This is a genomic window from Streptomyces sp. NPDC001617 (assembly GCF_053596855.1).
This window is the reverse complement of record NZ_JBSFHA010000058.1, coordinates 18,193-41,658: the sequence shown is the minus strand read 5'-3', so window position 1 is coordinate 41,658 and position 23,466 is coordinate 18,193. Positions and strand designations below refer to the sequence as shown.

The window sequence follows — 23,466 nt, the reverse complement described above, 5'->3', positions numbered from 1 at the left end:
ACACCCGCCGTACGCCGGGAGAAGTAGCCCCACTGCCGGGCCGCGGAGCCAGTCTCGGAGGTGCCGCGTGGTGCGCTTGACACAAAAATCGAACATCCATTCTTATGGAGGCTCAGGCGAGGCTCACCGTGGGTGATTCGGCACGGTTTTGATGGAGAAGTAACCAAGTTATCCACAGGCCGGACGGGCGTCGGGGCGCATTGTCAGTGGCAGGCGTTAGCGTCTTTGACGTGAAGCGATCGACTCAAGCAAATCGGGTGGAACCCATGGCAGGAACCGACCGCGAGAAGGCCCTGGATGCCGCACTCGCACAGATTGAACGGCAATTCGGCAAGGGCGCGGTCATGCGCATGGGTGATCGGGTGATGGAGCCCATCGAGGTCATCCCGACCGGGTCGACCGCGCTCGACGTGGCCCTCGGTGTCGGCGGCCTGCCGCGCGGCCGTGTCGTCGAGGTCTACGGGCCGGAGTCCTCCGGCAAGACGACCCTGACCCTGCACGCGGTGGCGAACGCGCAGAAGGCCGGCGGCCAGGTCGCGTTCGTGGACGCGGAGCACGCCCTGGACCCCGAGTACGCGCGCAAGCTCGGCGTCGACATCGACAACCTGATCCTCTCCCAGCCGGACAACGGCGAGCAGGCCCTGGAGATCGTGGACATGCTGGTCCGCTCCGGCGCCCTCGACCTCATCGTCATCGACTCCGTCGCCGCGCTCGTCCCGCGCGCGGAGATCGAGGGCGAGATGGGCGACAGCCACGTCGGTCTGCAGGCCCGCCTCATGAGCCAGGCCCTGCGGAAGATCACCAGCGCGCTCAACCAGTCCAAGACCACCGCCATCTTCATCAACCAGCTCCGCGAGAAGATCGGCGTGATGTTCGGCTCCCCGGAGACCACGACCGGTGGCCGCGCACTGAAGTTCTACGCCTCGGTGCGTATCGACATCCGCCGCATCGAGACCCTGAAGGACGGCACGGAGGCGGTCGGCAACCGCACCCGCGTCAAGGTCGTCAAGAACAAGGTCGCGCCGCCCTTCAAGCAGGCCGAGTTCGACATCCTCTACGGCCAGGGCATCAGCCGCGAGGGCGGCCTGATCGACATGGGTGTGGAGCACGGCTTCGTCCGCAAGGCCGGCGCCTGGTACACGTACGAGGGCGACCAGCTCGGCCAGGGCAAGGAGAACGCGCGCAACTTCCTCAAGGACAACCCCGACCTGGCCAACGAGATCGAGAAGAAGATCAAGGAAAAGCTGGGCGTGGGCGTGCGGCCGCAGGAGCCGACCGCCGAGCCGGGCGCGGACGCCGCCGTCACCGCCGCCCCGGACGACGCCGCGAAGACGGTGCCCGCTCCGGCGGCCAAGGCTGCCAAGGCCAAGGCGCCGGCCGCCAAGAGCTGATCCGATGACACGGCGAACCGACTGGTCCGAGTACGCCTACCCGGACACCCCGGATGAGAGGGGCGGCCGGAGAGGCGACGGGGGATCTGCCGGGCCGGGAGGCGGTGTCTACGGCGGCCAGGAGTACGGGGGCGACACGGGGCCCGGCGCGGACGGGGGACACGGCCGCGCGGAGCCGTACGGCACGGGTGCGGGGGGCTCGTGCGGTGCGGGGGACCGGTATGGCACCGGCGGCTCGTACGGCACGGGGTCGTTGTACGGCGACAGCGGCTCGTACGACGCCGGGGCGTCTCGCATCGGCGGCGGGACCCACGGCGCCGACCGGGCGTACGGCGACGAGTCGGGCGGCGCAGAGTGGTCGGGCGAGGGCTCGGCTCACTCGGCGCACGAATCGGTCTCGCCCGGCGGAGGCCCGCGCCGTCGTGGCGGGGCCCGTGGTGCGGGCGGCTCCCGTGGGCGTCGGCAGCGGCGCGGCGGAGAGCCGCTCGGTGTGGACGGGGGTTCCTCCTCCTCGTCGAGGGCCGAGCAGGGGGATACTCCGGCGGACCCGGTGGAGCAGGCGCGGGCGATCTGTCTGCGCCTGCTCACCGGGACCCCGCGCACGCGCAAACAGCTCGCGGACGCCCTGCGCAAGCGGGAGATCCCGGACGAGGCGGCCGAGGAGGTGCTGTCGCGGTTCGAGGAGGTCGGGCTGATCAACGACAGCGCGTTCGCGGACGCCTGGGTGGAGTCCCGGCACCACGGCCGGGGGCTTGCTCGGCGGGCACTGGCTCAGGAGCTGCGGACCAAGGGCGTCGAATCCACGCTGATCGACGCGGCTGTCGCACAGCTCGACTCCGAGCAGGAGGAGGAGACCGCGCGCGAGCTCGTCGCCCGCAAGCTGCGCGCCACGCGCGGCCTCGAGCGCGACAAGCGGCTGCGCCGTCTCGCGGGCATGCTCGCCCGCAAGGGCTACTCCGAGGGCATGGCCCTGCGGGTGGTCCGGCAGGCGCTGGAGGAGGAGGGCGAGGACACGGAGTCGCTCGGGGACGAGGGTTTCTGAGCGGAGGGGTTCACAGCCGACAGGTGTTGAGCCGAGGCGTTCACAACCGACCGGTTCTGAGCCGAGGGGTCCGCGGCGAGGCGGCTCCGTCCAAGGGTGCCCTTCCGAACCGGACTTGGCGGCTCGGGTGACGCATCGGCCTTGGGCACGGTGGACGCGCGGGGGCGCCCATCGCGTTCAGCGGCCCGACGTGTCGGAAGGTCACCCGTCCAACGTGCGATGCCACGGCGGCCCCGCCGTCCTCCAGGCGGTCGTCAGGGGGCCACGACAGCCCAGCCGGCCTGCAAGGAGCCGTCTACGACGCCACCGGCAGTCCCGCCGCCCGCCACGCCTGGAAGCCTCCGACCAGATCGGTGGCCCGGTGCAGCCCCAGCTGGTGCAGGGACGCTGCCGCGAGGCTCGACGCGTAGCCCTCGTTGCAGATCACCACGACCCGCAGGTCATGGCCCGTGGCCTCGGGGACGCGGTGGCTGCCCTGCGGATCGAGCCGCCACTCCAGCTCGTTGCGCTCCACGACCAGGGCGCCGGGGATCAGACCGTCCCGCTCACGCAGGGCCGCGTACCGGATGTCGACGAGCAGGGCCTCGCCGGCCCGGGCGGCGTCGTACGCCTCGTCCGGCCCGATCCGCTCGTAGCCCTCGCGCACCCGCTCCAGCAACTCGTCGATGGCGACGGGCTGTTCGGGCCCTGCCCCCGCCTGCCCGTTGCCCCACGGACCTGCGACCCCGGTCACCCGCTCACCGCCGCTGCTCACTGCCAGTCCTCCGGCCGCTCGACGTGCTCGAGCCGCAGCACCTGGCCCACGCGGCTGTAGCGGCGGATCTGCGGCAGGGGCGGATAGTAGGCGTGGACGGAGATCGCGTGCTCGTCGGTGGACTCGTTGAGCACCTCGTGGACATGGTGGCGGCCGAAGGCACGGCCTCTGCCGGACGGCAACTGCCGTTCCCGGTCCACTCCGTCGCTGAGTTCGAGGGTCCTCCAGCCGTCGGCGGGCAGCCGCGCGGCGAGCGAGTTCTCCTTGAGCTCTCCGGCCGCCGTCACAAAGGCGCCGACGGACTCGGCGTGGTCGTGCCAGCCGGTCCCGGTACCGGGCGGCCAGCCGATCAGCCACGCCTCGCTGCCGCCGGGCCCCTCCAGGCGCACCCAGGTGCGGCCCTCGGGATCCAGCGGGAGCGAGGCGATCAGCTCGGCGTCGGCGGCCGTGCGTCGCGCGAAGTCGAGGAGGTCGGCCTGCGTCGGCGCGGAAACCGTCGCAGGCGCGGAGACAGAGGGGGAGACAGACAAGGGGGCACCGTCCTGAAGAGCGTTCGCGAGAGCGCGCGGCAGCACGGAAGCGGCGCGCGCGGTTGAGAGGGATGCGAATTCAGCAGGACGGACGACACACGCAGCCCGCATAGCGGACGAGGTCCATATGGACCCTCCGCCACAGGCGCACACAGGTGTCGGTCACGATCCGGAGTACACCATGACGGTGCAGACCGGTCAACTCACTGTCACTATGTGGACCGCACGGTGACAGTGAGTATGACATTCATATGTACGACGGCTTCGGTGCGCCGCACGACCTCAGCGTGCGCCGACCCCCGCACCGGCCTCGGCCTCCGCCTTGGCCGGTCCGCCCAGCGTCGCCTCCGCCGCCGCGTACAGGTCGGCCGGGCGCACGCCGCTCAGGGCCGTGACCAGATGGCCGTCGGGCCGGGCGAGCAGCACGGTGTGTGCGGCTGCGCCCGGGTAGCTCTCGGCGACCAGCAGTTCGGCCGGGTGCGGGAGCGCGGCCACTGCCGCTGCCAGCCGGGGCATCACGCCCGCGGTCACCCAGTGCTTGCGGTCCCACACGCCGGTGCCCGGCGCGACCAGGACGACGAGCAGCGCACCGCGTCCCAGCCGCTCCCGCAGTCGTACGAAGGAGCCGTCCTCCGCGGTCACCCGCACATCGGCGATGGGGGCACCCGGCGCCGTGTCGACCGGGACCTCGCCCTCCAGATGCCGGGGCGCGAGCGGCGAGGCGGCGTACGCCCCCGGCGTGCCGAGCGCCCCACGCCCCAGGTGGCCGTCGACGAGCAGCGCGTCGTGGCCCCGGGCCGAGCCGGGGACGTACGCGCGCAGCCCTCCGCCGCCGCGCAGCAGCGGCAGCACCTGGTCGGCGGCGCGCAGCCGGGCGGCGACCGCGCCGCGCCGCTCGGCCTGGTAGCTGTCGAGCAGCGCCTCGTGCGGACCGTGGTGCCAGGCCAGGGCGAGCTTCCAGGCCAGGTTGTCGGCGTCCCTGAGTCCCTCGTCGAGCCCCTGGGTGCCGAGCGCGCCGAGCAGGTGTGCCGCGTCCCCGGCGAGGAAGACCCGGCCGACCCGCCACCGGCGGGCGAGACGGTGGTGGACGGTGTGGACTCCGGTGTCGAGGAGTTCGTACGGCGGTGTGGAACCGCCGGTCCAGCCGGCCAGGGTCTCCCGGATGCGGGCAAGGATCAGCTCGGGTGTGACCAGGTCCTTGCCCGGCGGCAGCAGCCAGTCCAGGCGGTACACCCCGTCCGGGAGCGGGCGTCCGGTGACCTCCCCCGCCGAAGGACCGGACGTCCGCCACGGCGGCATCCGATGGAGCAACGCCTGGCCCTCCCACGGAAGTTCCACGCGCAGTGCGGCCACGGCGTGTCGTTCCACCGCGGTGCGGCCCGGAAAGCGGATGTCCTGGAGTTTGCGGACCGTCGAGCGTGTGCCGTCGCAGCCCACCAGGTAACTGCCGCGCCACCACGTGCCCTTGGGGCCGCGGGTGTGGGCGGTGACGCCGGAGGGTTCCTGCTCGATGGTGTCGAGGCGGCTGTTCGTGGCGATCCTGACGAGCCGTTCGCCCGCCAGGGTCTCGCGCAGGGCGCCGGTCAGGACGTGCTGGGCGATGTGCACGGGGGAGGGGTCGGCCTCGTCGAAGACGACCTCGCGCATCACCTGCTTGCGCCGCAGCGACCTCCATCCGGCCCAACGCGTCCCTGCCTGCTCCAGCGGCAGACCCGTCAGCCGCTCCATCAGGGCGGCGGTGTCCTCGCGCAGGACGACGGTGCGAGCGGGGCGCGGTTCGTCCTTGCCGGGACCCTCGTCGAGCACGACGGAGGGCACTTCCTGACGCGCCAGCGCCAGGGCGAGCGTGAGCCCGACGGGCCCCGCTCCGACGATGATCACCGGGTCCACGGCGTGGCGCCCCCTGCCCGCGGCGGTGTCCTGAGGGACGTATGTGAACAGGAAGGTGGAGCAGGGTGCACGATCACAGAACGTATGCAACCCATTGCCGGTGCTTGCGTCAAGTGACGGAGGCAGTGGCGATCATGCCACTGCCTCCGTGCCGGTCATGCGAGGTGACTGATCATCAGGTCACACCGAAGTGCCACCCGCGCCGGTGCCGAAGGCGCCGCCCACCGCGGCGGGGTTGACCTCCACCGTGTCCTCGGTGAGCACCGCGCCCGTGCCCCGCTTGCTGCGCCGCAGCCTGCCCTCTAGCCAGCTCGCGAAGCTGGTGAGGGTGAAGTTGACGATGATGAAGATGATCGCCACCACGATGAAGCTGGGGATGACGTTGGCGTAGTTGGCGGCCAGCGTGCTGCGCGAATTGAGCAGCTCGGTATATCCGATCATCACGCCGCCCAGGGCGGTGTCCTTCACGATGACCACCAGCTGGCTGACGATGGCCGGCAGCATCGCCGTGACCGCCTGCGGCAACAGGATGCTGGTCATCGTCTGGCCCTTGCGCAGACCGATCGCATACGCGGCCTCCGTCTGCCCCCTGGGGAGTGCGAGGATGCCCGCGCGGACGACCTCGGCGAGGACCGAGGCGTTGTAGAGCACCAGGGCGGTGATGACCGCGTACAGGGGCCGGTCCTCGGTGGTGACGTTGGTCGAGCGGGCGTAGAACTCGTTCGCGAAGAGCATCAGCAGCAGGACCGGGATCGAGCGGAAGAACTCGACCACGACGCCCGCCGGCACGCGCACCCAGCGGTGGTCCGACATGCGCGAGATGCCGAAGAAGGCGCCCAGCGGCAGCGCGATGACCATGGCGAGCGCGGCGGCCTTCAGGGTGTCGCCGAGGCCCGGCAGCAGATACGTCGTCCACGCCTCGGACGTGGTGAACGGCTGCCACAGGGACCACTTCAGCTGGCCCTTGTCGTCCATCTTCTGCCACACCCACCACAGCACAAGGGCGAGCAGGGCGAGGAAGACCACCGAGAGGACGACGTTGCGCCGCTTGGCGTTCGGGCCGGGAGTGTCGTAGAGGACGGAACTCATCGCTTCACCGCCAGTCGCTTGCCCAGCCAGCCCAGGATGAGGCCGGTGGGCAGGGTCAGTACCACGAACCCGAAGGCGAAGACCGCGCCGATGAGCAGTGTCTGTGCCTCGTTCTCGATCATCGACTTCATCAGGTACGCGGCCTCGGCGACGCCGATCGCGGCCGCCACCGTGGTGTTCTTGGTCAACGCGATCAGTACGTTGGCCAGCGGGCCGATGACCGAACGGAACGCCTGCGGCAGCACGATGAGCCGCAGGGTCTGGCCGAAGCTCAGACCGATCGCCCGGGCCGCCTCCGCCTGTCCCAGCGGCACGGTGTTGATGCCGGACCGCAGCGACTCGCAGACGAAGGCCGCGTGGTAGGCGACGAGACCGAGGATCGCGAGCCGGAAGCCCTGGGCCTTGAAGTCGTTCGCCGCGCCCAGGGTCATGCCGAAGATGTCGGCGAGGCCGAGCGAGGTGAAGACGATGATGACCGTCAGGGGGATGTTGCGGACGATGTTGACGTAGACGGTGCCGAACCCACGCATCAGCGGGACCGGGCTGACCCGCATCGCGGCCAGCAGAGTGCCCCAGACCAGGGAGCCGAGGGCGGAGAGGACGGTGAGTTTCACCGTCATCCAGAACGCCCCCAGGACGTCATAACCTTGAAGAAAGTCGAACACGATCTCCCGCGCTTCCGGGTGTGTGGCGTACGAGGAGGGCCAGGCCCCTTCTCCGGCGCGCCGCCGCCGTGATCGCGGCGGGCGGCGGCGTGCCCGAGGAACCCTGCGTGGCTGGGTCTGCCTTACTGGACGATCTGGCCGATCTTCGGCGCCGGCTCGTACTTGTAGTTGGACGGGCCGAAGTTCTTCTCGACGTCCGTCTTCCAGGTGCCGTCGCTGACCATCGTCTCCAGCGCCTTGTTGATCTTGTCCAGGGTCGCGGTGTCGCCCTTCTTCACGCCGATGCCGTAGTTCTCGTTGCTGAGCTTGAGCCCGGCGAGCTTGAACTGGCCCTTGTACTTGTCCTGCGAGGCGTAGCCCGCGAGGATCGAGTCATCGGTGGTCACCGCGTCCACGGCGCCGCTCTGCAGGCCGGCGATGCACTCCGAGTAGCCGCTGTACTCCTTCAGCTGGGCCTTCGGGGCGATCGTCTTCTGGACGTTCTGCGCGGAGGTGGAGCCGGTCACGGAACACAGACGCTTGCCGTTGAGGTCCGTGCCCTTGGTGATGGTCGAGCCCGTCTTGACCAGCAGGTCCTGGTGGGCCAGGAAGTACGGGCCGGCGAAGTCGACCTTCTGCTTGCGCTCGTCGGTGATCGAGTACGAGGCCACGATGAACTTCACGTCGCCACGGGCCAGCGCGTTCTCACGGTCGGCGCTCTTGGTCTCGACGAACTCGATCTGGCTGGGCTTGTAGCCGAGCTTGCCCGCCACGTACGTCGCCACGTCCACGTCGAAGCCGGCGAAGGAACCGTTCGGCTCCTTCAGCCCGATGCCGGGCTGGTCGTACTTGATACCGACCTTGATCTTCTTGCCGCCACCGGAGGAACCGCTGTCGTTGTTGCTCGACCCACAAGCCGTGGCGGCCACGGCGAGGGCGAGTACGGCGGCCGAGGCGGCGGTGACCTTGCGGAGCTTCATGATGAACATCCTTTGGCTGGTGAAGAGAGGGGGCCGTCGTAGGCGGAGCGGGCCGGCCGGCCGTCAGTGGTGGAGGATCTTCGACAGGAAGTCCTTGGCACGGTCGCTGCGCGGGTTGCTGAAGAACTGGTCGGGCGCAGCCTCTTCGACGATCCGGCCGTCGGCCATGAACACCACGCGGTTTGCGGCCGATCGCGCGAAGCCCATCTCATGGGTGACGACGATCATGGTCATGCCGTCGCGGGCCAGCTGCTGCATGACCTCGAGGACCTCGTTGATCATCTCCGGGTCGAGGGCCGAGGTCGGCTCGTCGAAGAGCATGACCTTGGGGCCCATGGCCAGCGCCCGCGCGATGGCGACGCGCTGCTGCTGACCGCCGGAGAGCTGCGCCGGGTACTTGTCGGCCTGGGTGGCCACGCCGACCCGGTCGAGGAGGGCGCGTGCCTTCTCCTCGGCCTGCTTCTTGTCGGCCTTGCGGACCTTGATCTGGCCCAGCATCACGTTCTCGAGCACGGTCTTGTGCGCGAAGAGGTTGAAGGACTGGAAGACCATCCCGACGTCGGCCCGCAGCCGGGCCAGCTCCTTGCCCTCCTGGGGCAGCGGCTTGCCATCGATCGCGATCGTGCCCGAATCGACGGTCTCCAGACGGTTGATGGTGCGGCACAGGGTGGACTTACCGGACCCGGAGGGCCCGATGACCACGACGACCTCGCCGCGGGCGATCGTCAGATCGATGTCCTGGAGTACGTGCAACGCGCCGAAGTGCTTGTTGACGCTCTTCAGGACGACCAGTTCGCCGGTTGGGACCACGTCTTCCTTGGCCACCGATACTTCGGTCATCGCTATCGGGCTCCGTCCTCCTCGGTTTCGGAGGACAGTAGTGACCGGCCGCGACCAGCGTCATTACATCTGAGGGAGATCTGAGCATCACGATCCGATAGCAATCGGACACGTGTCGTAGCACTTGCGAGAGGGACCCGTATCGGCCGGGTAACGGAACCGGCGCGCAACCGGAACCCACTTGACGGCGTCCTCGTCCATCAGCGTGACTGCGTTGATGCACACGCGTGCGTGGAGGCGTTCCTACCCATCCTGCTTACCCATCCTGTTCGTACGTCCGATGAACCGAAGGAGGCCCGGATGAGACTGCTCCTCGTCGAGGACGACAACCATGTCGCCGCCGCTCTCTCAGCGGTTCTGGCACGGCACGGTTTCGACGTCACGCACGCGCGTAGCGGCGAGGAAGCCCTCCAGGCACTCGTTCCGGAAGGTGCCGGCTTCGGTGTCGTCCTGCTCGACCTGGGCCTGCCCGACCAGGACGGCTACGAGGTGTGCGGCAAGATCCGCAAGCGCACCAGCACCCCGGTCATCATGGTCACCGCCCGCTCCGACGTCCGCTCCCGCATCCACGGCCTCAACCTCGGCGCCGACGACTACGTGGTCAAGCCGTACGACACCGGGGAGTTGCTCGCCCGGATCCACGCCGTGAGCCGGCGTACCGCCCACGAGGACGCCGACGCCGGTGGTGAGAGCGCGCTGCGCCTCGGCCCCGTGCTCATCGAACTGCCCACCCGCCAGGTCAGCGTGGACGGTTCGGTCGTCCAACTGACCCGCAAGGAGTTCGATCTGCTCGCCCTGCTCGCGCAGCGCCCCGGGGTCGTCTTCCGCCGGGAGCAGATCATCAGCGAGGTGTGGCGCACCAGTTGGGAGGGGACCGGACGCACCCTGGAGGTGCATGTCGCGTCCCTGCGCGCCAAGCTGCGCATGCCGGCCCTGATCGAGACCGTACGCGGCGTCGGCTACCGGCTCGTCGCCCCGGCCTCGTAACGTGCACGGGTGCGTACCCGACTCCTCCCGCTGCTGATCGTCCTGATGGCGGCCGTGCTGCTCGCCCTCGGCATCCCGCTCGCCATCAGCGTGGCCGCGGCCCAGCAGCAGAAGGTGGTCGTCGACCGGATCGACGACACCGCGCGCTTCGCGGCCCTCGCCCAGTTCGTCACCGACGCCTGCAGCTCCACGGCCACCTCAACGGACGAGCGGCTCGACACCCTCGGCAGCGAACTCACCAGCTACTACGGTGTCTACGGCATCCGCGCCGGGGTGTTCTGCCGCACCGACATCCCCATGGCCATGGCGCCGTCGACCTTCTTCCTGCCCAGCTCGGGCGAGGTGCGCGACGCGTTCGACGAGGCCAAGCTCAGCCGCCGCAGCCACGATCCCAAGCAGGTGTGGCCCTGGCAGCGTCACCGTCTCGTCGTCGCCTCGCCGGTGATCCGGGACGGCGACGTCGTCGCGGTCGTCGTCACCGACTCGCCGACCGGGCCGATGCGTTCGCGGATCCTGCACGGCTGGCTGGTCGTCGGCCTCGGTGAGATCGCCGCGATGCTGCTCGCGGTCGGCGCCGCGCTCCGGCTGACGGGGTGGGTGCTCAGACCCGTACGCGTCCTCGACACCACCGCCCACGCGATCGCGAGCGGACGTCTGAAGTCCCGGGTCGCGGCCGCCGGCGGGCCGCCGGAACTTCGGCGCCTGTCCCAGGCGTTCAACGAGATGGCGGACAACGTCGAGGACGTGCTGGAGCAGCAGCGCGCCTTCGTCGCCGACGCCTCGCACCAGCTGCGCAACCCGCTCTCGGCGCTGCTGCTGCGCATCGAACTGCTCGCGCTCGAACTGCCGGAGGACAACGAGGAGATCGCATCGGTCCGCACCGAGGGCAAGCGCCTCGCCGAGGTCCTCGACGACCTGCTCGACCTGGCCCTGGCCGAGCACACCGAGGCCGACCTGCGGGTCACCGACATCGGCGCGCTGACCGCGGAGCGCGTCGCCGCGTGGACCCCCACCGCCGAGGCCAAGGGGGTACGGCTGGTGGGCGACTGCCCGCCGACCACCGCCTGGGCCGACCCGGTCACCCTCTCCAGCGCCCTGGACGCGGTGATCGACAACGCGGTCAAGTTCACGCCGAAGGAACAGCGCGTGGAGGTGACGGTCGCGGTCGACGGCGACACCTCGACGGTCGTCGTCAGCGACAACGGCCCTGGCCTGACCGACGAGGAGCTCGCCCGCGTCGGCGACCGCTTCTGGCGCAGCGGCCGCCACCAGAACATCAAGGGCTCCGGCCTCGGCCTGTCCATCTCGCGCACCCTGCTCGCGGCGGGCGGCGGCACCATCTCCTACGGCCATCACGAGCCGCACGGACTGACGGTGACGGTGTCGGTGCCGAGGTCGCCGACGGCCTAGCCGACGGGTCCCCGGCCTGCCGACCGGCCTCGTGCTCCGCCGCCCAGCGCTCCGACAACAGCCCTACGGCTTGACCGACAGGTAGTAGCGCCGGGCACCCTCGTGCAGGGGCAGAGGGTCGGTGTAGATCGCCGTGCGCAGGTCGACGAGCTGCGCGGAGTGCACATGCGCGCCGATCTCGTCACGGCTCTTGATCACGGCGCGGGTCACCCACTCGGTGAGCCGGGGGTTCATGTCCTTGCGGGTCATCAGCAGGTTGGCGACCGCGATCGTCGGTACGGCGAGGCCGTTCTGGATGCTGGGGTACGCCGATTCCGGCATGTTGGTGGACCGGTAGTAGCGGGTGGCGCCGCCCTGCGCGTGCAGCTTGGCGACGAGCGCCGCGCTGATCGGCACGAACCGGAAGGTGAAGGTCTCGGCGAGGTTCCGCAGGCCTTCCGTGGGCAGCCCGCCGGACCAGAAGAACGCGTCGAGCTTGCCCTTCTTCAGCCGCTCGGGCCCGTCGGCGATGCCGTAGGAGCTGGGGGTGATGTCCTTCTCCGGGTCGATGCCGGCCGCCGTGAGGACCCGGTCGGCGATCAGCCGCACACCCGAGCGGGTCGGCCCTATGGCCACCCGCTTGCCCCGCAGGTCCGCGACGGACCGGATGTCCGAGTCGCGCGGGACGACCAGCTGCACATAGTCGTCGTAGAGCCGGGCGACCCCGCGCAGCCGGTCGGCGCCCGGCTGGTGGCCGAGTGCGTACGTGTCCACCGCGTCGGCCGCGGCGATGGTGAAGTCGGCCCCGCCGGTCGCCACCCGCTTGACGTTCTCCTGGGAACCGTCGCTGGTCATCAGCTTCACCGTCAGGTTCGGCATGTCCTGGCGGAACGCCTTGCGCAGACGCTGGCCGTAGTCCTGGTACACGCCGGCCTTGGTCCCGGTGCTGAAGGTGATCGTTCCGCTCGGCGGGGCCTCGCCCAGGGGCAGCAGCCACCACAGCAGCAGCCCGAACACGACGAACCCGGCGGCCGCGCCCTGCAGGGCCCGGCGCCTGCTGACCCGGCGGAACACTCTCGGCATGCGGGCGATCCTGCCAGCCGGAACGCGATGCTGGCCAGGGCCGCAGACCCGAGCGGGACGAGGGTGACTGTCAGTGGCGATCGCTAGAGTCGCCGTATGAGTTCATCGCCTGCCGACCTCGTCCGTCAGTTCCACCTCGCCTTCGGCCTCGACGCCCGTGCCACGCCGACCGAGGTCTCGCCCCGGCTGGCCGCCCACCGCGGTGAGCTGCTCGCCGAGGAGGCCGCGGAGGTCGCCGAGGTCTCGGTGCGCGGGCCGCTGGACAGACTGGCGCACGAGCTGGCGGACGTCGTCTACGTGGCGTACGGCACGGCCCTCGTGCACGGCATCGACCTGGACGCGGTCATCGCCGAGATCCACCGCTCCAACATGACCAAGCTGGGCCCCGACGGCAGCATCGTCCGCCGCGCCGACGGCAAGGTCCTCAAGGGGGAGCACTACGAGGCGCCGGACGTGTCGGCGGTGCTGCGACGGCAGGGGTGGATACCGGACGGGGCGTGAGCGGCCACACGGCCCACTCGCCCTGGCCGATCGGCCCGCGGCTACAGGTCCCAGTCCCCGTCCGGCCCCGCCGCGTTCAGGAACATCAACTCCAGCGCGTCCGGAGCCTGTTCGCCCGCCCCGTCCGCGGCGAGCAGCGGCTGCTGGGCCCAGATGCACTTCCCGGTCGGGGTGTAGCGCGCACCCCACCGCCCGGAGAGGGCCGCGATCAGTTGCAGACCGCGGCCGCCCTCGTCGGTCTCGGTGGCGCGGCGGATGCGGGGCATGGTCTGGCTGCCGTCGTAGACCTCACAGACCAGCTCGGCGCCGTACAGCAGGCGAAGTCGCACCGGGCCCCGGGCATGGCGGACGACGTTGCCGACGAGTTCGCTGGCCAGCAGCTCCGTGGTGGGGGCCAGGTCGTCCAGGTCCCAGGCGGTGAGCTGGTCGCGGATGTGGCGGCGGGCCAGGCCGGCCGCCTTCGGGGCGTCGGGCAGTGGCCAGGAGGCCATCCGGTCCGCGGGCAGGGCGTGCAGCCGGGCGACGAGGAAGGCGGCGTCGTCGGCCTGCTGCTCGGTGGGCAGCAGACCGGCCGTCAGCGTGTCGCACAGCCGCTCCAGGTCCGCGGCGGTCCCGTCCCGGTGGGCGGCGCCCAGCAGTCGCGCCAGCTCCGCCATGCCCTCGTCGATCTCCCGCTTCGCCGACTCGACCAGCCCGTCGGTGTAGAGCACGAGCAGGCTGCCCTCCGGCACCTCCAGCTCGACCGTCTCGAAGGGCGGCTCGGCCGCGCCCAGCGGTGGATCGGCGTCCGGCTCCGGGAAGTGCACAGTGCCGTCGGGGCGCACCACGGCGGGCGGCGGGTGCCCGGCGCGGGCGAGGGAGCAGCGCCCGGTGGTCGAGTCGTAGAGCGCGTACAGACAGGTGGCGTACGACGCCTCGCTCATCCCGGCGACGATGTCGTTGAGGTGGCCCAGGATCTCGCCGGGCGGCAGTTCCAGGTCGGCCAGCGTGTGCACGGCGGTGCGCAGCCGGCCCATGGTGGCCGCCTCCGGCAGGCCGTGCCCCATGACGTCACCGACGACGAGCGCGACCTGGCCGCCGGAGAGCGGGATGATGTCGTACCAGTCGCCGCCCACGTCCGCGCCCTGCCCGGCCGGAAGATAGCGGGCGGCGGCCGTGCACTCGGGCAGGTCCGGCAGCGCCTGGGGGAGCAGACTGCGCTGGAGTTCGCGGGACCGCGTGTGCTCGGCGTCGTAGAGCCGGGCCCGCTCCAGGGACTGGGCGACGAGCGCGCTGATCGTGGTCAGCAGGGCGCGCTCCTCGTCGGTGAGCCGGCGCGGCCGGTCGAAGGAGACGATGCACACGCCGAAGGTGTGCCCGGACGCCGCCAGCGGCAGGAACGCCCAGGACTGCTTGCCGGAGCGCTCGGGCAGGTCGGCCAGCGCGGGGTAGTGCGCGACGAACTCCTGCGGCGAGGACAGGAACATCGGTGTGTTGGTCTCGGCCGGGTCCCAGACCGGGCCCTTGAGCGCTCTGGGGAGGCCGTCGACGAAGTCGAGGAAGTCGTCGGAATAGCCCGCGGCACCCACGTGGTGCATCCGGTCGCCCTCGATGACCTGGACCATGAGCCCCGTGGCGGCGAACGGCGGCAGCACCCTTCGGGCGACCGCGTCCACCACGTCCTGCGAGGTCGACGCCTTGGCGAGCTCCGTGGTCAACTCGGCGATCCGGATGGCCCGTTCGGCCGCGGCCCGCTCCGACGCCTGGCGCTCCTCGGCCAGCCGGCGCTTCTCCGTGACGTCCTGGAAGTAGAGGGTGCGTCCGTCGGGGCCCGGCACCAGCCGCAGATGGAACCGCTGCCCGGAGTCCGGCAGATGCACGTCGAAGCCGGCGGGCTTCTCCTCGGCCGCGGCCCGCAGACAGCGGGCCTTCAGCCCCGGTATTCGACGAGCGGAGGGCAGTGCCCACAGCAGGCGGCCGAACAACTGCTCCTCGGAGAAGCCCAGAAGCCGTTCCGCCTCCAGGTTGGCGAAGGTGATCCGCCACTCGTCGTCCACCGCGAGGAAGCCGTCGCTCATATGCCTCAGGGCCCGGCTGAGCGCGTCCCGCGCCCGGCGCGACTCGTTGCTCTCCCAGCCCACGCCGATCATCCGCAGGGGCTCGCCCCGCTCGTCGTAGGTCGCCCGGCCGCGGGCCTGTGTCCAGCCGAAGGTGCCGTCCAGGCGTCGTACCCGGTACTCGGCCTCGTAGACGGTGCCGTCGAGGATCGCCTGCTGGGCCGCCGCCAGGGTCGGCGCCAGGTCGTCGGGGTGGACGATCCGCATCCAGTCCTCGATCCGGCGGGTGTAGTCGGCCGGGCGGGTGCCGTACAGCTCCAGCGCCGCCTCGTCCCAGATCAGCTCGCCGGTGCGGATGTCCCAGTCCCAGGAGCCGACCTGGACCTCCTTGAGGGCCTGGCGCAGCCGCTCGCCGTTGAACTCCGACCGGTCGGGTCCGGACGGCGGCGGGGCCTGGGCGATACGGTCCTCGGTCCAGGCGACGACGGCCCGGAGGAACTCCCACTGCTCCTGGGTGGGTTCGCCCGGCTCGCCGGTCAGGACGGTCAGCGCGCCGATGCTGCGCTTCCGGGCGAACACCGGGAGGGCGGCGAGGCCGGTGCCGGGCCAACTCGCCGACGGCTCGGGCGCGACGGCGTCCAGCGGCGTCCACAGGCCGCTGCCCTCGTGGAGGGCGCGTGCCGGGGGCAGCGGTCCCTCCTGGTCGACGATCTCCCAGGAGCGGGTCAGGGCGGGCGGCAGACCGACCGACGACACCAGCCGCAGGGCGGACATCGGGCCGCGCAGATGGATGGTCCCGCCCAGCGCGCCGAGTTCACCGACCGCGTGTCCCAGTGCCAGCCGGAAGACCTCGCTCTCTGTGACTCCGGGGGCCACTGTGCCGAGGAGAGCGAGCCGTGCGTTCATGCTGGGAACTTATCGTTCCTGTTTTCGTTCGAAACCTGTTTCACGGATTCCGGCCATCCGTCTCCTGTTCCGCTCGTGTCCTGCTCCTGTGTCAACGGCCCGTCACACAGGGAGAGTTGACCGGGCTTCCGGTGTACGCGTCGGCCGCGCGGGCAACTCTCCGATCATGGACATCGGTGTCTTCATCCCCATAGGCAACAACGGCTGGCTCATATCGAAGAGTTCCCCCCAGTACCTGCCCAGCTTCGAGCTGAACAAGGCCGTGGTGCGGAAGGCCGAGGAGCACGGGCTCGACTTCGCCCTGTCGATGATCAAGCTCAAGGGGTTCGGCGGCGAGACGGAGTTCTGGGACCACTGTCTGGAATCGTTCACGCTGATGGCCGGCCTGGCCGCGGTGACCGAGCGGATCAAGCTGTACGCCTCCACCCCGATCCTCGCCCTGCCGCCGGCGATCGTCGCGCGCATGGCGGTCACCGTGGACTCCATCGCCCCCGGCCGCTTCGGCGTCAACATCGTCACCGGCTGGGCGCCCGGTGAGTACGCCCAGATGGGCCTGTGGCCCGGCGACGAGCACTTCGGCAACCGGTACGCGCGTGCCGTCGAGTACGTCACCGTGATGCGTGAGTTGTGGCGCGAGGGCGTCAGTGACTTCAAGGGCGCGTTCTACGAGATGGACGACTGCGTGCTGTCCCCGCGCCCGGCGAACGGCCACATCGACATCGTCGCCGCAGGTCAGAGCAGCACCGGAATTCGGTTCGCCGCCGAGCACGCCGACTACAACTTCATCCTGGGCAGCGGGGTGAACACCCCGCTCGCCTTCGCGGACACCACCGCGAGCCTCGTCGAGGCGGCCGAGGAGAGCGGCCGTGACGTCGGGGCGCTGTCGCTCTTCATGGTCATCGCGGACGAGACCGACGAGGCCGCCCGGGCGAAGTGGCAGGACTACCACGAGGGCGCCGACCATGCCGCTCTCGCCTACATGGCGGGGGAGTCGGCCACCGACACGAGCGCCGACGACTCCTCCACCGCCCGCACCATCGTGCTGCCCGAGGGCGCCGTGAACTTCAACATGGGCACGCTCGTCGGCTCGTACGAGACCGTCGCCGGGATGCTCGACGAGATCGCCGCGGTGCCCGGCACCAAGGGGATCATGCTGGTCTTCGACGACTTCCTGGAGGGCATCGAGAACTTCGGCACCCGTATCCAGCCGCTGATGGAGACACGCAGGACGGTCACCGCCTGAACAACGCGACCCATGCGTCCGTATCCCCTATAGAGGGCCTCTCGTTACAGACGGGGACAAGCCCGACGCCTCGCGGGCGGCCCTGAAGGGGATGAGCCATATGGTGATCGCGAAGCAAACCGCACTCCGATCGACGGCGCTGGCGTTCTCCGCCGCCCTTCTCGTTGCTGCCTGCTCCTCGGGCGGCGGTGGCGGGAAGGCCTCGGAGAGCACCGGCGCGGCCAAAGCGGGATCGGGTACGAAGGTCACGGTGACGGAGACCGAGTACGCGCTGAAGCTCTCCCGGTCCTCCTTCACTCCGGGCACGTACACCTTCACGGCCGACAACAAGGGCACGACCACACACGCCCTGGAGCTGGACGGTCCCGGTGTGTCGGACGTGCGGACCAAGAACATCCAGGGCGGCCAGGACACGTCCGTGACGGTGACCCTGAAGAAGGGCACGTACAAGATCTACTGCCCGGTGGACTCGCATGCACAGCTCGGCATGAAGACGACCATCAAGGTCGGCTGACGCGCACCTGCGGTGCTATGGGAACAGGGCGTCCGGATCGGGCATCCTGCCGCCGTGGAGACCGTCCTGCTCGCTCAGTGAGGCCAGCTTCCGCAGGGAGGCCATGTCCCCCCGCGGCGGTCGGCCGGGCGGGGCGAGGTTCTTCGGGACGTCACCACCGATCTTGGTGTACGAGGTGAGGGCCTGGCGTGCCTCGTCGGGGTGGGCGGAAGCGTAGCCCAGGGACTTGTCCATCGCCGCGGTGAACCGCTTGACCAGGCCGGGGGTTCTGCTGGGCGAGCCTTGTCGAGGTGAAGTACGTCGCCACGGCCGGCTTCGGGTCCGCCTCCTCGAACGACGAGGCCACGACAGGTGCGCCCGGTGCCTCGGCGATGGTCTGCGCGGGCTCGGCCATCCAGACGGCGTCGACCCGGCCGCCGACCAGGGCCGCGGGCATCTGGTCGAACGGGATCTGCAGGTGTTCACGGCGACCGAGTGCCCGGCGAGGTCCCTGGCCGGGTGAAGCCGACCACGTCGGACCTGCACGAGTTGAAGACCACCCGACCGCGTTGCCGGATACGTCCGCCGACGGCCCCGATGCCGATGATCCGGCTCGATCCCTGGCGGAGCAGGTGTTCCAAGGCGGCGTGGGCGCCGTACAACAGCATGGTCGGGCTGCCGAGCAAGGTCTTGTCGGTCTCCTCCTTCGTGTGCCTCCTCGTCCCGGAGACGGAGCCCTGACGGCTGCCATGACCGGTCGGTCCACGACACGATGACGGTCCAAGAAGAAAGGGGTGCCATGGCGACGGACACGCTGCGGGACGTTCTGGCCGACTGGAGCGACTACGACTCGGCGGGTTTCGATCTCGGGAAGATCCTGGGGGTGTTCCCGGAGGGCACGTCCTTCGGCTCGGTCAAGAGGATGTTCTGGGGGGACGGTTACCCGCTCGGTGACATGCTCGTCGACGTCCTGGACCGGATGGCCGAGGCGGGCGTGCTGCTGAAGAACGAGGACCGGCAGTACCGGTGGAACCCCTACGAGCCGGACCGGTCACGCACCCGGGACGACGTCGACGAGCGTGAGCGCTCGTCATGAAGGAGGAGGCCGGCATGCGCACCCGTCGACTTGGCCGCACCGCCGTCGAGGTCACCGAACTGGGCTTCGGCGGCGGCCCGTTGGGCGGCCTGTTCGCCCCGCTCGACGACGACACCGCCGCACAGGCCCTGGCGGCGGCCTGGGACAGCGGGATCCGCTACTTCGACACCTCGCCGCACTACGGCATCGGGCACTCCGAGCGCCGCATCGGCGAGCTGCTGCGGGGCAAACCGCGGACGGAGTCCGTCCTCTCGACGAAGGTCGGCCGGCTGCTCGTGCCGCAGGACCCGGCCGACCGCATGGACGAGGCGTTCGCCGTACCGGCCACCCACCGCCGGGTGTGGGACTTCTCCCGCGAGGGCGTTCTGCGCAGCGTCGAGGACTCGCTGGCCCGGATGGGCCTCGACCGGATCGAAGTGCTGTACCTGCACGACGCCGAGAAGCACTTCGAGGCTGCCCTGCGCGGGGGTTTTCCGGCCCTGGCCGAGCTGCGCTCGCAGGGAGTGGTCGGTGCCATCGGCGCGGGCATGTACCACCCCGGCAAGCTGGCCCGACTGGTGCGGGAGACGGACCCGGACGTGGTGATGCTCTCGGGGCGCTACACGCTGCTGGACCACAGCGCCCTGGACGAGTTGCTGCCCGCCTGCGCCGAGCGCGGGGTCTCGGTCCTGGCCGCCTCGGTCTTCAACTCCGGCCTGCTGGCCACCGACCGGCCCACCGAGGGAGCCCGCTTCGACTACGCCCCTGCCGCGCCGGAGCTGCTGGACCGGGTGAACCGGATCGCGGACGTCTGCGAGGCGCACGGCGTGACCGTCCCCCAGGCCGCCATGGCGTTCCCGCTGCTCCACCCCGCCGTCACCGGGATCGTGGTCGGCATGCGCTCCGTCGACGAGGTTCGGCGCAACGTCGCCGCGTTCGAGGCCCGGATTCCGGCACAGCTGTGGTCCGACCTGCGCGGCGAGGGCCTGCTGGACGAACGCGCCCCGATGCCCACCGCTTGATGTGGAGCGGTTCGCACCGCCTGCGTGAGCCGCTCCCGCCGTCATCGCGTGCGGGACAGGGCGGCTGTTGCTGTGCTGGCTGATGCAGATGTTGTTCTTCGAGTCGATCTTGGCTTGAGGTCCGCGGCCCTTGCCAGCGCGCTGCCCTGGTCCGTGACGCCGGCGGTCTCGGTGCCGTCGGGGTTGATGTAGACGGTCGAGGTCTCGGTCCGCTCTGAGACGAGCTCGACCCGCTCGCCGGTCAACTTCGCCCTGCACCGGGCGAGTTGGTCCTCGCCCAGACCCAGCTGGGAGAGAGCCGCGGTGTCGCCGTCTCCCCATGGGAACCGCTCAACACGACTCGGGTGCAAGGGAGACAACAGCCCCAGCTGTGCGAGCCGAAAGGGACGCGGTGTGTGATGAGGTGCGCGGGATGCCTCTGAGGTGTGGGTGCCGCTGGTGGAAAGCGTGATGATCTTGCATGTCCCGGCATGTGGACCGGTCCGGTCACATCCGGTGCAACCGCGGACAGCCGAAGCGCTGAGCACGGGTCTCCCAGGACCACCTACTCTTGAAACCATGACCAGCAGCAGCGACCGGAGCCCGGCAGTGGACGTTCAGTCACCCAAGACCTACGAAGTGCGCACTTACGGGTGCCAGATGAACGTCCACGACTCCGAGCGATTGTCCGGACTGCTGGAGGACGCGGGCTACGTCCGCGCCCCCGAGGGCTCCGACGGCGACGCGGACGTCGTCGTCTTCAACACCTGCGCGGTCCGGGAGAACGCCGACAACCGCCTGTACGGCAACCTCGGCCGCCTCGCCCCCAGGAAGGCCTCGCGGCCCGGGATGCAGATCGCGGTCGGCGGCTGCCTCGCGCAGAAGGACCGGGACACCATCGTGAAGAAGGCGCCCTGGGTGGACGTCGTCTTCGGCACGCACAACATCGGCAAGCTCCCGGTGCTGCTGGAACGCGCGCGCGTCCAGGAAGAGGCGCAGGTCGAGATCGCCGAGTCGCTGGAGGCGTTCCCGTCCACCCTGCCGACCCGGCGCGAGAGCGCCTACGCGGCCTGGGTGTCGATCTCCGTCGGCTGCAACAACACGTGCACCTTCTGCATCGTCCCGGCCCTGCGCGGCAAGGAGAAGGACCGCCGCACCGGCGACATCCTGGCCGAGATCGAGGCCCTGGTCGGCGAGGGAGTCTCCGAGATCACCCTGCTCGGCCAGAACGTCAACGCGTACGGTTCCGACATCGGCGACCGCGAGGCCTTCAGCAAGCTGCTGCGCGCCTGCGGCACGATCGACGGCCTGGAGCGGGTCCGCTTCACCTCCCCGCACCCGCGCGACTTCACGGACGACGTGATCGCGGCGATGGCCGAGACCCCGAACGTGATGCCGCAGCTGCACATGCCCCTGCAGTCCGGCTCGGACACGGTGCTGAAGGCGATGCGCCGCTCCTACCGGCAGGAGCGTTACCTCGGGATCATCGAGAAGGTGCGTGCCGCCATGCCGGACGCGGCGATCTCGACCGACATCATCGTGGGCTTCCCGGGCGAGACCGAGGAGGACTTCGAACAGACCATGCACGTGGTCCGCGAGGCCCGCTTCACGAACGCCTTCACCTTCCAGTACTCCAAGCGCCCCGGAACCCCCGCGGCGACCATGGAGGGGCAGATCCCCAAGGAGGTCGTGCAGTCGCGCTACGAGCGTCTCGTCGCCCTCCAGGAGGAGATCTCCTGGGACGAGAACAAGAAGCAGGTCGGCCGCACCCTGGAGCTGATGGTCGCCGAGGGCGAGGGCCGCAAGGACGGCGCCACCCACCGCCTCTCCGGCCGCGCCCCCGACAACCGCCTGGTCCACTTCACCAAGCCCGACCAGGATGTTCGCCCCGGCGACGTCGTCACCGTCGAGATCACCTACGCCGCCCCGCACCACCTCCTCGCCGAGGGCACCGTCCTCGATGTGCGCCGCACGCGCGCGGGTGACGCCTGGGAGAAGCGGAACGAGGCGGAGACGGCGAAGCCGGCGGGTGTCATGCTGGGGCTCCCGAAGATCGGGGTGCCGGAGCCGCTGCCGGTGGCGGCGGGGAGCGGCTGCGGCTGCGACTGACCGGTGCGGGCCAGGGGAGGGCGCCGTGACGGTGTGGGGACTGATCGTGGAGACGACCACGGGCGGCGGCAGCGCCAGACACTGGGCCGCCGATGTCCTGGGCGAGGTGCGGGGCACGCGTGAGGAGGCGCTGCGTGAGCTGGAGGCCCACGCGCAGCGGTACCGGCCGCAGCATCCGTTCAGTCCCCAGCGCAGCCGTGTCTTCCGCGACGGGGACGGTTTCCTGATGGTCGTCGAGGGGCGGACAGAGACGTTCCACACCCGTTTCTCCGTCGGCGAGCTGATCCACGACAGTGACGCCGGGTCGGGCCCCGACGGGACCCCGTAGACCACCGACGCTCCGGACTGACGTCCGGCGGTCGTACGGCGTTACCCTGCCGATCATGCTTGTCGCCGCCGCAGTCTGCCCCTGCCCACCCCTCCTCGTGCCGGACGTCGCCGCGGGGGCCGCTCCCGAGCTGGACGCCGCGCGTGCCGCCTGCACGGACGCGCTCGGCGTCCTCGCCGCCGCCCGTCCGGACCTGCTGGTGGTCCTCGGCCCGGCGGAGCAGAGCGGGCGCGGGACGCACCCTGAGGGGACGCCGGGTTCCTTCCGCGGCTTCGGTGTGGACGTCGACGTACGCCTGGGCGGAGGGCAGGGCATGGAGGAGGGGCGAGAGCTCCCGCCCTCCCTTGCCGTCGCCGCGTGGCTGCTGGAGCGGACCGGGTGGTCCGATGCCCCGATCGAGGGACTCGGCGTGGGGGAACCTCTCGCGGCCGAGCGGTGTATCCAAGTCGGAAGGGACATCGCCGCCCGGGCCGAGCGGGTGGCACTGCTGGTGATGGGCGACGCCAGCGCCTGCCGCACGCTCAAGGCACCCGGCTACCTCGACGAGCGCGCGGCACCCTTCGACGCGGAGGTCGCCCGGGCGCTCGGCGCGGCGGACGTCGCGGCCCTCAAGGCGATCGACGCCGAGCTGGCGTACGAGCTGAAGGCAACGGGCCGCGCCCCCTGGCAGGTCCTGGCGGGCGCGGCCGAGGACACGGACCTCGCCGGCGCGCTGCTGTACGAGGACGCGCCGTACGGGGTGGGGTATCTGGTCGCGACCTGGTCGTAGGAGCGCGGCGCGACCTGTCCCGGCCAGGGGAAAACGGCGGACGGCCGGGAGCCTCCAGGGCTCCGCGGCCGTCCGCCGGTGTGCCATGCCGTTCAGGGAGTCGGCCGTGTCGGGGTGTCCGGCGGTACCGTCCCGCCGTCCGTGCCCGCGTCGCCCTTGTGCGCGAGTCGGTCCATGGCCCCCTTGGCCCTGCCCGTCCCGGTCTGGATCCTGTCGCTGTACTTGCCCTTGGTCTTCTCGTCCATGACCTTCGCGGCCTTGTCGAGACCGTGCGAGATCCTGTCCCCGTGCTGCTGCGCGAGGCCGGAGACCTTGCCCTTGGCCGGGGAGAGCTTGGCCTTCAAATCGTCCAGGAGACCCATGGTCCACCTTCCTGTAGCCCGGGT

General features: G+C 70.4%; 25 protein-coding genes. 12 read left to right on the top strand and 13 right to left on the bottom strand.

What is annotated here, in order from left to right; genetic code table 11:
* Nucleotides 1–266 precede the first annotated feature (266 nt).
* Together recA and recX are read left to right on the top strand one after the other, a co-directional pair.
* On the top strand, nucleotides 267–1,391 hold the full coding sequence (gene recA, locus ACWC09_RS34710) for a recombinase RecA (protein ID WP_450854911.1): 1,125 nt from the start codon (nucleotides 267–269) through the stop codon (nucleotides 1,389–1,391).
* Between the two features lie 4 nt (nucleotides 1,392–1,395).
* Nucleotides 1,396–2,433, top strand: a complete 1,038-nt coding sequence (recX, locus tag ACWC09_RS34705) for a recombination regulator RecX (RefSeq protein ID WP_450854910.1) — start codon at nucleotides 1,396–1,398, stop codon at nucleotides 2,431–2,433.
* A gap of 295 nt (nucleotides 2,434–2,728) precedes the next feature.
* Here the strand turns inward: recX and ACWC09_RS34700 are convergent, their stop codons facing one another.
* The 8 genes from ACWC09_RS34700 to ACWC09_RS34665 all read right to left on the bottom strand — a co-directional run bounded on the left by ACWC09_RS34700 (nucleotide 2,729) and on the right by ACWC09_RS34665 (nucleotide 9,160).
* Entirely contained in the window at nucleotides 2,729–3,166 is a 438-nt protein-coding gene (locus tag ACWC09_RS34700; RefSeq protein ID WP_450854930.1) for a rhodanese-like domain-containing protein, read from the bottom strand.
* Nucleotides 3,167–3,183: 17 nt separating this feature from the next.
* Complete coding sequence (locus tag ACWC09_RS34695) at nucleotides 3,184–3,717, bottom strand: cysteine dioxygenase (protein WP_450854909.1); 534 nt, start codon at nucleotides 3,715–3,717, stop codon at nucleotides 3,184–3,186.
* Between the two features lie 79 nt (nucleotides 3,718–3,796).
* Entirely contained in the window at nucleotides 3,797–3,964 is a 168-nt protein-coding gene (locus ACWC09_RS34690; protein ID WP_450854908.1) for a putative leader peptide, read from the bottom strand.
* Between the two features lie 35 nt (nucleotides 3,965–3,999).
* Nucleotides 4,000–5,607, bottom strand: coding sequence for an FAD-dependent monooxygenase (locus ACWC09_RS34685; RefSeq protein WP_450854907.1), 1,608 nt, complete (start codon nucleotides 5,605–5,607; stop codon nucleotides 4,000–4,002).
* 180 nt (nucleotides 5,608–5,787) lie between these two features.
* A complete protein-coding gene (locus tag ACWC09_RS34680) occupies nucleotides 5,788–6,696 on the bottom strand; it encodes an amino acid ABC transporter permease (RefSeq protein WP_450854906.1) in 909 nt (302 codons plus the stop codon).
* Nucleotides 6,693–7,361, bottom strand: a complete 669-nt coding sequence (locus ACWC09_RS34675; protein ID WP_450854905.1) for an amino acid ABC transporter permease — start codon at nucleotides 7,359–7,361, stop codon at nucleotides 6,693–6,695. The genes ACWC09_RS34680 and ACWC09_RS34675 overlap by 4 nt, the downstream gene beginning before the upstream one ends.
* 122 nt (nucleotides 7,362–7,483) lie before the next feature.
* Nucleotides 7,484–8,320: a glutamate ABC transporter substrate-binding protein gene (locus tag ACWC09_RS34670; RefSeq protein WP_450854904.1), complete on the bottom strand. Its 837-nt coding sequence runs from the start codon at nucleotides 8,318–8,320 to the stop codon at nucleotides 7,484–7,486.
* Between the two features lie 63 nt (nucleotides 8,321–8,383).
* Nucleotides 8,384–9,160: an amino acid ABC transporter ATP-binding protein gene (locus ACWC09_RS34665; RefSeq protein ID WP_450854903.1), complete on the bottom strand. Its 777-nt coding sequence runs from the start codon at nucleotides 9,158–9,160 to the stop codon at nucleotides 8,384–8,386.
* A 300-nt stretch (nucleotides 9,161–9,460) separates the two neighbouring features.
* Here ACWC09_RS34665 and ACWC09_RS34660 point away from each other — a divergent pair, with 300 nt between their 5' ends.
* Together ACWC09_RS34660 and ACWC09_RS34655 are read left to right on the top strand one after the other, a co-directional pair.
* Nucleotides 9,461–10,147, top strand: coding sequence for a response regulator transcription factor (locus tag ACWC09_RS34660; protein WP_450854902.1), 687 nt, complete (start codon nucleotides 9,461–9,463; stop codon nucleotides 10,145–10,147).
* Nucleotides 10,148–10,156: 9 nt separating this feature from the next.
* Nucleotides 10,157–11,557, top strand: coding sequence for a sensor histidine kinase (locus tag ACWC09_RS34655; protein ID WP_450854901.1), 1,401 nt, complete (start codon nucleotides 10,157–10,159; stop codon nucleotides 11,555–11,557).
* A 63-nt stretch (nucleotides 11,558–11,620) separates the two neighbouring features.
* Here the strand turns inward: ACWC09_RS34655 and ACWC09_RS34650 are convergent, their stop codons facing one another.
* Nucleotides 11,621–12,619 (bottom strand): TAXI family TRAP transporter solute-binding subunit, encoded by a 999-nt coding sequence (locus tag ACWC09_RS34650; protein ID WP_450854900.1) that lies wholly within the window; start codon nucleotides 12,617–12,619, stop codon nucleotides 11,621–11,623.
* 96 nt (nucleotides 12,620–12,715) lie between these two features.
* On the opposite strand from ACWC09_RS34650, the gene ACWC09_RS34645 reads away from it, so the two are divergent.
* A complete protein-coding gene (locus ACWC09_RS34645) occupies nucleotides 12,716–13,120 on the top strand; it encodes a pyrophosphohydrolase domain-containing protein (RefSeq protein ID WP_450854899.1) in 405 nt (134 codons plus the stop codon).
* A 41-nt stretch (nucleotides 13,121–13,161) separates the two neighbouring features.
* On the opposite strand, the gene ACWC09_RS34640 is transcribed toward ACWC09_RS34645, so the two are convergent.
* Nucleotides 13,162–16,062, bottom strand: coding sequence for a SpoIIE family protein phosphatase (locus tag ACWC09_RS34640; RefSeq protein WP_450854898.1), 2,901 nt, complete (start codon nucleotides 16,060–16,062; stop codon nucleotides 13,162–13,164).
* Nucleotides 16,063–16,228: 166 nt separating this feature from the next.
* Here ACWC09_RS34640 and rutA point away from each other — a divergent pair, with 166 nt between their 5' ends.
* Nucleotides 16,229–17,305 carry a pyrimidine utilization protein A gene (rutA, locus tag ACWC09_RS34635; RefSeq protein ID WP_450854897.1) on the top strand — a complete coding sequence of 359 codons (1,077 nt, stop codon included), beginning with the start codon at nucleotides 16,229–16,231 and terminating at the stop codon, nucleotides 17,303–17,305.
* Nucleotides 17,306–17,408: 103 nt separating this feature from the next.
* Complete coding sequence (locus ACWC09_RS34630) at nucleotides 17,409–17,819, top strand: plastocyanin/azurin family copper-binding protein (RefSeq protein WP_450854896.1); 411 nt, start codon at nucleotides 17,409–17,411, stop codon at nucleotides 17,817–17,819.
* A 15-nt stretch (nucleotides 17,820–17,834) separates the two neighbouring features.
* On the opposite strand, the gene ACWC09_RS34625 is transcribed toward ACWC09_RS34630, so the two are convergent.
* Together ACWC09_RS34625 and ACWC09_RS34620 are read right to left on the bottom strand one after the other, a co-directional pair.
* A complete protein-coding gene (locus ACWC09_RS34625; RefSeq protein ID WP_450854895.1) occupies nucleotides 17,835–18,053 on the bottom strand; it encodes a hypothetical protein in 219 nt (72 codons plus the stop codon).
* Nucleotides 18,054–18,280: 227 nt separating this feature from the next.
* A complete protein-coding gene (locus ACWC09_RS34620) occupies nucleotides 18,281–18,484 on the bottom strand; it encodes a hypothetical protein (protein ID WP_450854894.1) in 204 nt (67 codons plus the stop codon).
* A 113-nt stretch (nucleotides 18,485–18,597) separates the two neighbouring features.
* Here ACWC09_RS34620 and ACWC09_RS34615 point away from each other — a divergent pair, with 113 nt between their 5' ends.
* The 5 genes from ACWC09_RS34615 to ACWC09_RS34595 all read left to right on the top strand — a co-directional run bounded on the left by ACWC09_RS34615 (nucleotide 18,598) and on the right by ACWC09_RS34595 (nucleotide 23,080).
* Nucleotides 18,598–18,894: a hypothetical protein gene (locus ACWC09_RS34615; RefSeq protein WP_450854893.1), complete on the top strand. Its 297-nt coding sequence runs from the start codon at nucleotides 18,598–18,600 to the stop codon at nucleotides 18,892–18,894.
* A 14-nt stretch (nucleotides 18,895–18,908) separates the two neighbouring features.
* Nucleotides 18,909–19,895 (top strand): aldo/keto reductase, encoded by a 987-nt coding sequence (locus tag ACWC09_RS34610; protein WP_450854892.1) that lies wholly within the window; start codon nucleotides 18,909–18,911, stop codon nucleotides 19,893–19,895.
* 558 nt (nucleotides 19,896–20,453) lie between these two features.
* Complete coding sequence (gene miaB / locus ACWC09_RS34605; RefSeq protein ID WP_450854891.1) at nucleotides 20,454–21,983, top strand: tRNA (N6-isopentenyl adenosine(37)-C2)-methylthiotransferase MiaB; 1,530 nt, start codon at nucleotides 20,454–20,456, stop codon at nucleotides 21,981–21,983.
* A gap of 25 nt (nucleotides 21,984–22,008) precedes the next feature.
* Entirely contained in the window at nucleotides 22,009–22,311 is a 303-nt protein-coding gene (locus ACWC09_RS34600; protein WP_450854890.1) for a hypothetical protein, read from the top strand.
* A gap of 55 nt (nucleotides 22,312–22,366) precedes the next feature.
* A complete protein-coding gene (locus ACWC09_RS34595) occupies nucleotides 22,367–23,080 on the top strand; it encodes a class III extradiol dioxygenase subunit B-like domain-containing protein (RefSeq protein ID WP_450854889.1) in 714 nt (237 codons plus the stop codon).
* A 92-nt stretch (nucleotides 23,081–23,172) separates the two neighbouring features.
* Here ACWC09_RS34595 and ACWC09_RS34590 read toward each other — a convergent pair whose 3' ends face one another.
* The gene (locus ACWC09_RS34590) at nucleotides 23,173–23,442 is read right to left on the bottom strand and encodes an antitoxin (RefSeq protein ID WP_450854888.1); all 270 of its coding nucleotides are present in this window, start codon (nucleotides 23,440–23,442) and stop codon (nucleotides 23,173–23,175) included.
* Nucleotides 23,443–23,466: the final 24 nt, after the last annotated feature.

Coding starts and splice junctions, on each gene's coding strand:
- ACWC09_RS34690 (WP_450854908.1), bottom strand. CDS start 3,964: ATGTCATACTCACTGTCACCGTGCGGTCCACATAGTGACAGTGAGTTG.
- ACWC09_RS34610 (WP_450854892.1), top strand. CDS start 18,909: ATGCGCACCCGTCGACTTGGCCGCACCGCCGTCGAGGTCACCGAACTG.
- ACWC09_RS34625 (WP_450854895.1), bottom strand. CDS start 18,053: ATGGACAAGTCCCTGGGCTACGCTTCCGCCCACCCCGACGAGGCACGC.
- ACWC09_RS34640 (WP_450854898.1), bottom strand. CDS start 16,062: ATGAACGCACGGCTCGCTCTCCTCGGCACAGTGGCCCCCGGAGTCACA.
- miaB (WP_450854891.1), top strand. CDS start 20,454: ATGACCAGCAGCAGCGACCGGAGCCCGGCAGTGGACGTTCAGTCACCC.
- ACWC09_RS34660 (WP_450854902.1), top strand. CDS start 9,461: ATGAGACTGCTCCTCGTCGAGGACGACAACCATGTCGCCGCCGCTCTC.
- ACWC09_RS34670 (WP_450854904.1), bottom strand. CDS start 8,320: ATGAAGCTCCGCAAGGTCACCGCCGCCTCGGCCGCCGTACTCGCCCTC.
- recX (WP_450854910.1), top strand. CDS start 1,396: ATGACACGGCGAACCGACTGGTCCGAGTACGCCTACCCGGACACCCCG.
- recA (WP_450854911.1), top strand. CDS start 267: ATGGCAGGAACCGACCGCGAGAAGGCCCTGGATGCCGCACTCGCACAG.
- ACWC09_RS34665 (WP_450854903.1), bottom strand. CDS start 9,160: ATGACCGAAGTATCGGTGGCCAAGGAAGACGTGGTCCCAACCGGCGAA.
- ACWC09_RS34595 (WP_450854889.1), top strand. CDS start 22,367: ATGCTTGTCGCCGCCGCAGTCTGCCCCTGCCCACCCCTCCTCGTGCCG.
- ACWC09_RS34650 (WP_450854900.1), bottom strand. CDS start 12,619: ATGCCGAGAGTGTTCCGCCGGGTCAGCAGGCGCCGGGCCCTGCAGGGC.
- rutA (WP_450854897.1), top strand. CDS start 16,229: ATGGACATCGGTGTCTTCATCCCCATAGGCAACAACGGCTGGCTCATA.
- ACWC09_RS34680 (WP_450854906.1), bottom strand. CDS start 6,696: ATGAGTTCCGTCCTCTACGACACTCCCGGCCCGAACGCCAAGCGGCGC.
- ACWC09_RS34645 (WP_450854899.1), top strand. CDS start 12,716: ATGAGTTCATCGCCTGCCGACCTCGTCCGTCAGTTCCACCTCGCCTTC.
- ACWC09_RS34615 (WP_450854893.1), top strand. CDS start 18,598: ATGGCGACGGACACGCTGCGGGACGTTCTGGCCGACTGGAGCGACTAC.
- ACWC09_RS34590 (WP_450854888.1), bottom strand. CDS start 23,442: ATGGGTCTCCTGGACGATTTGAAGGCCAAGCTCTCCCCGGCCAAGGGC.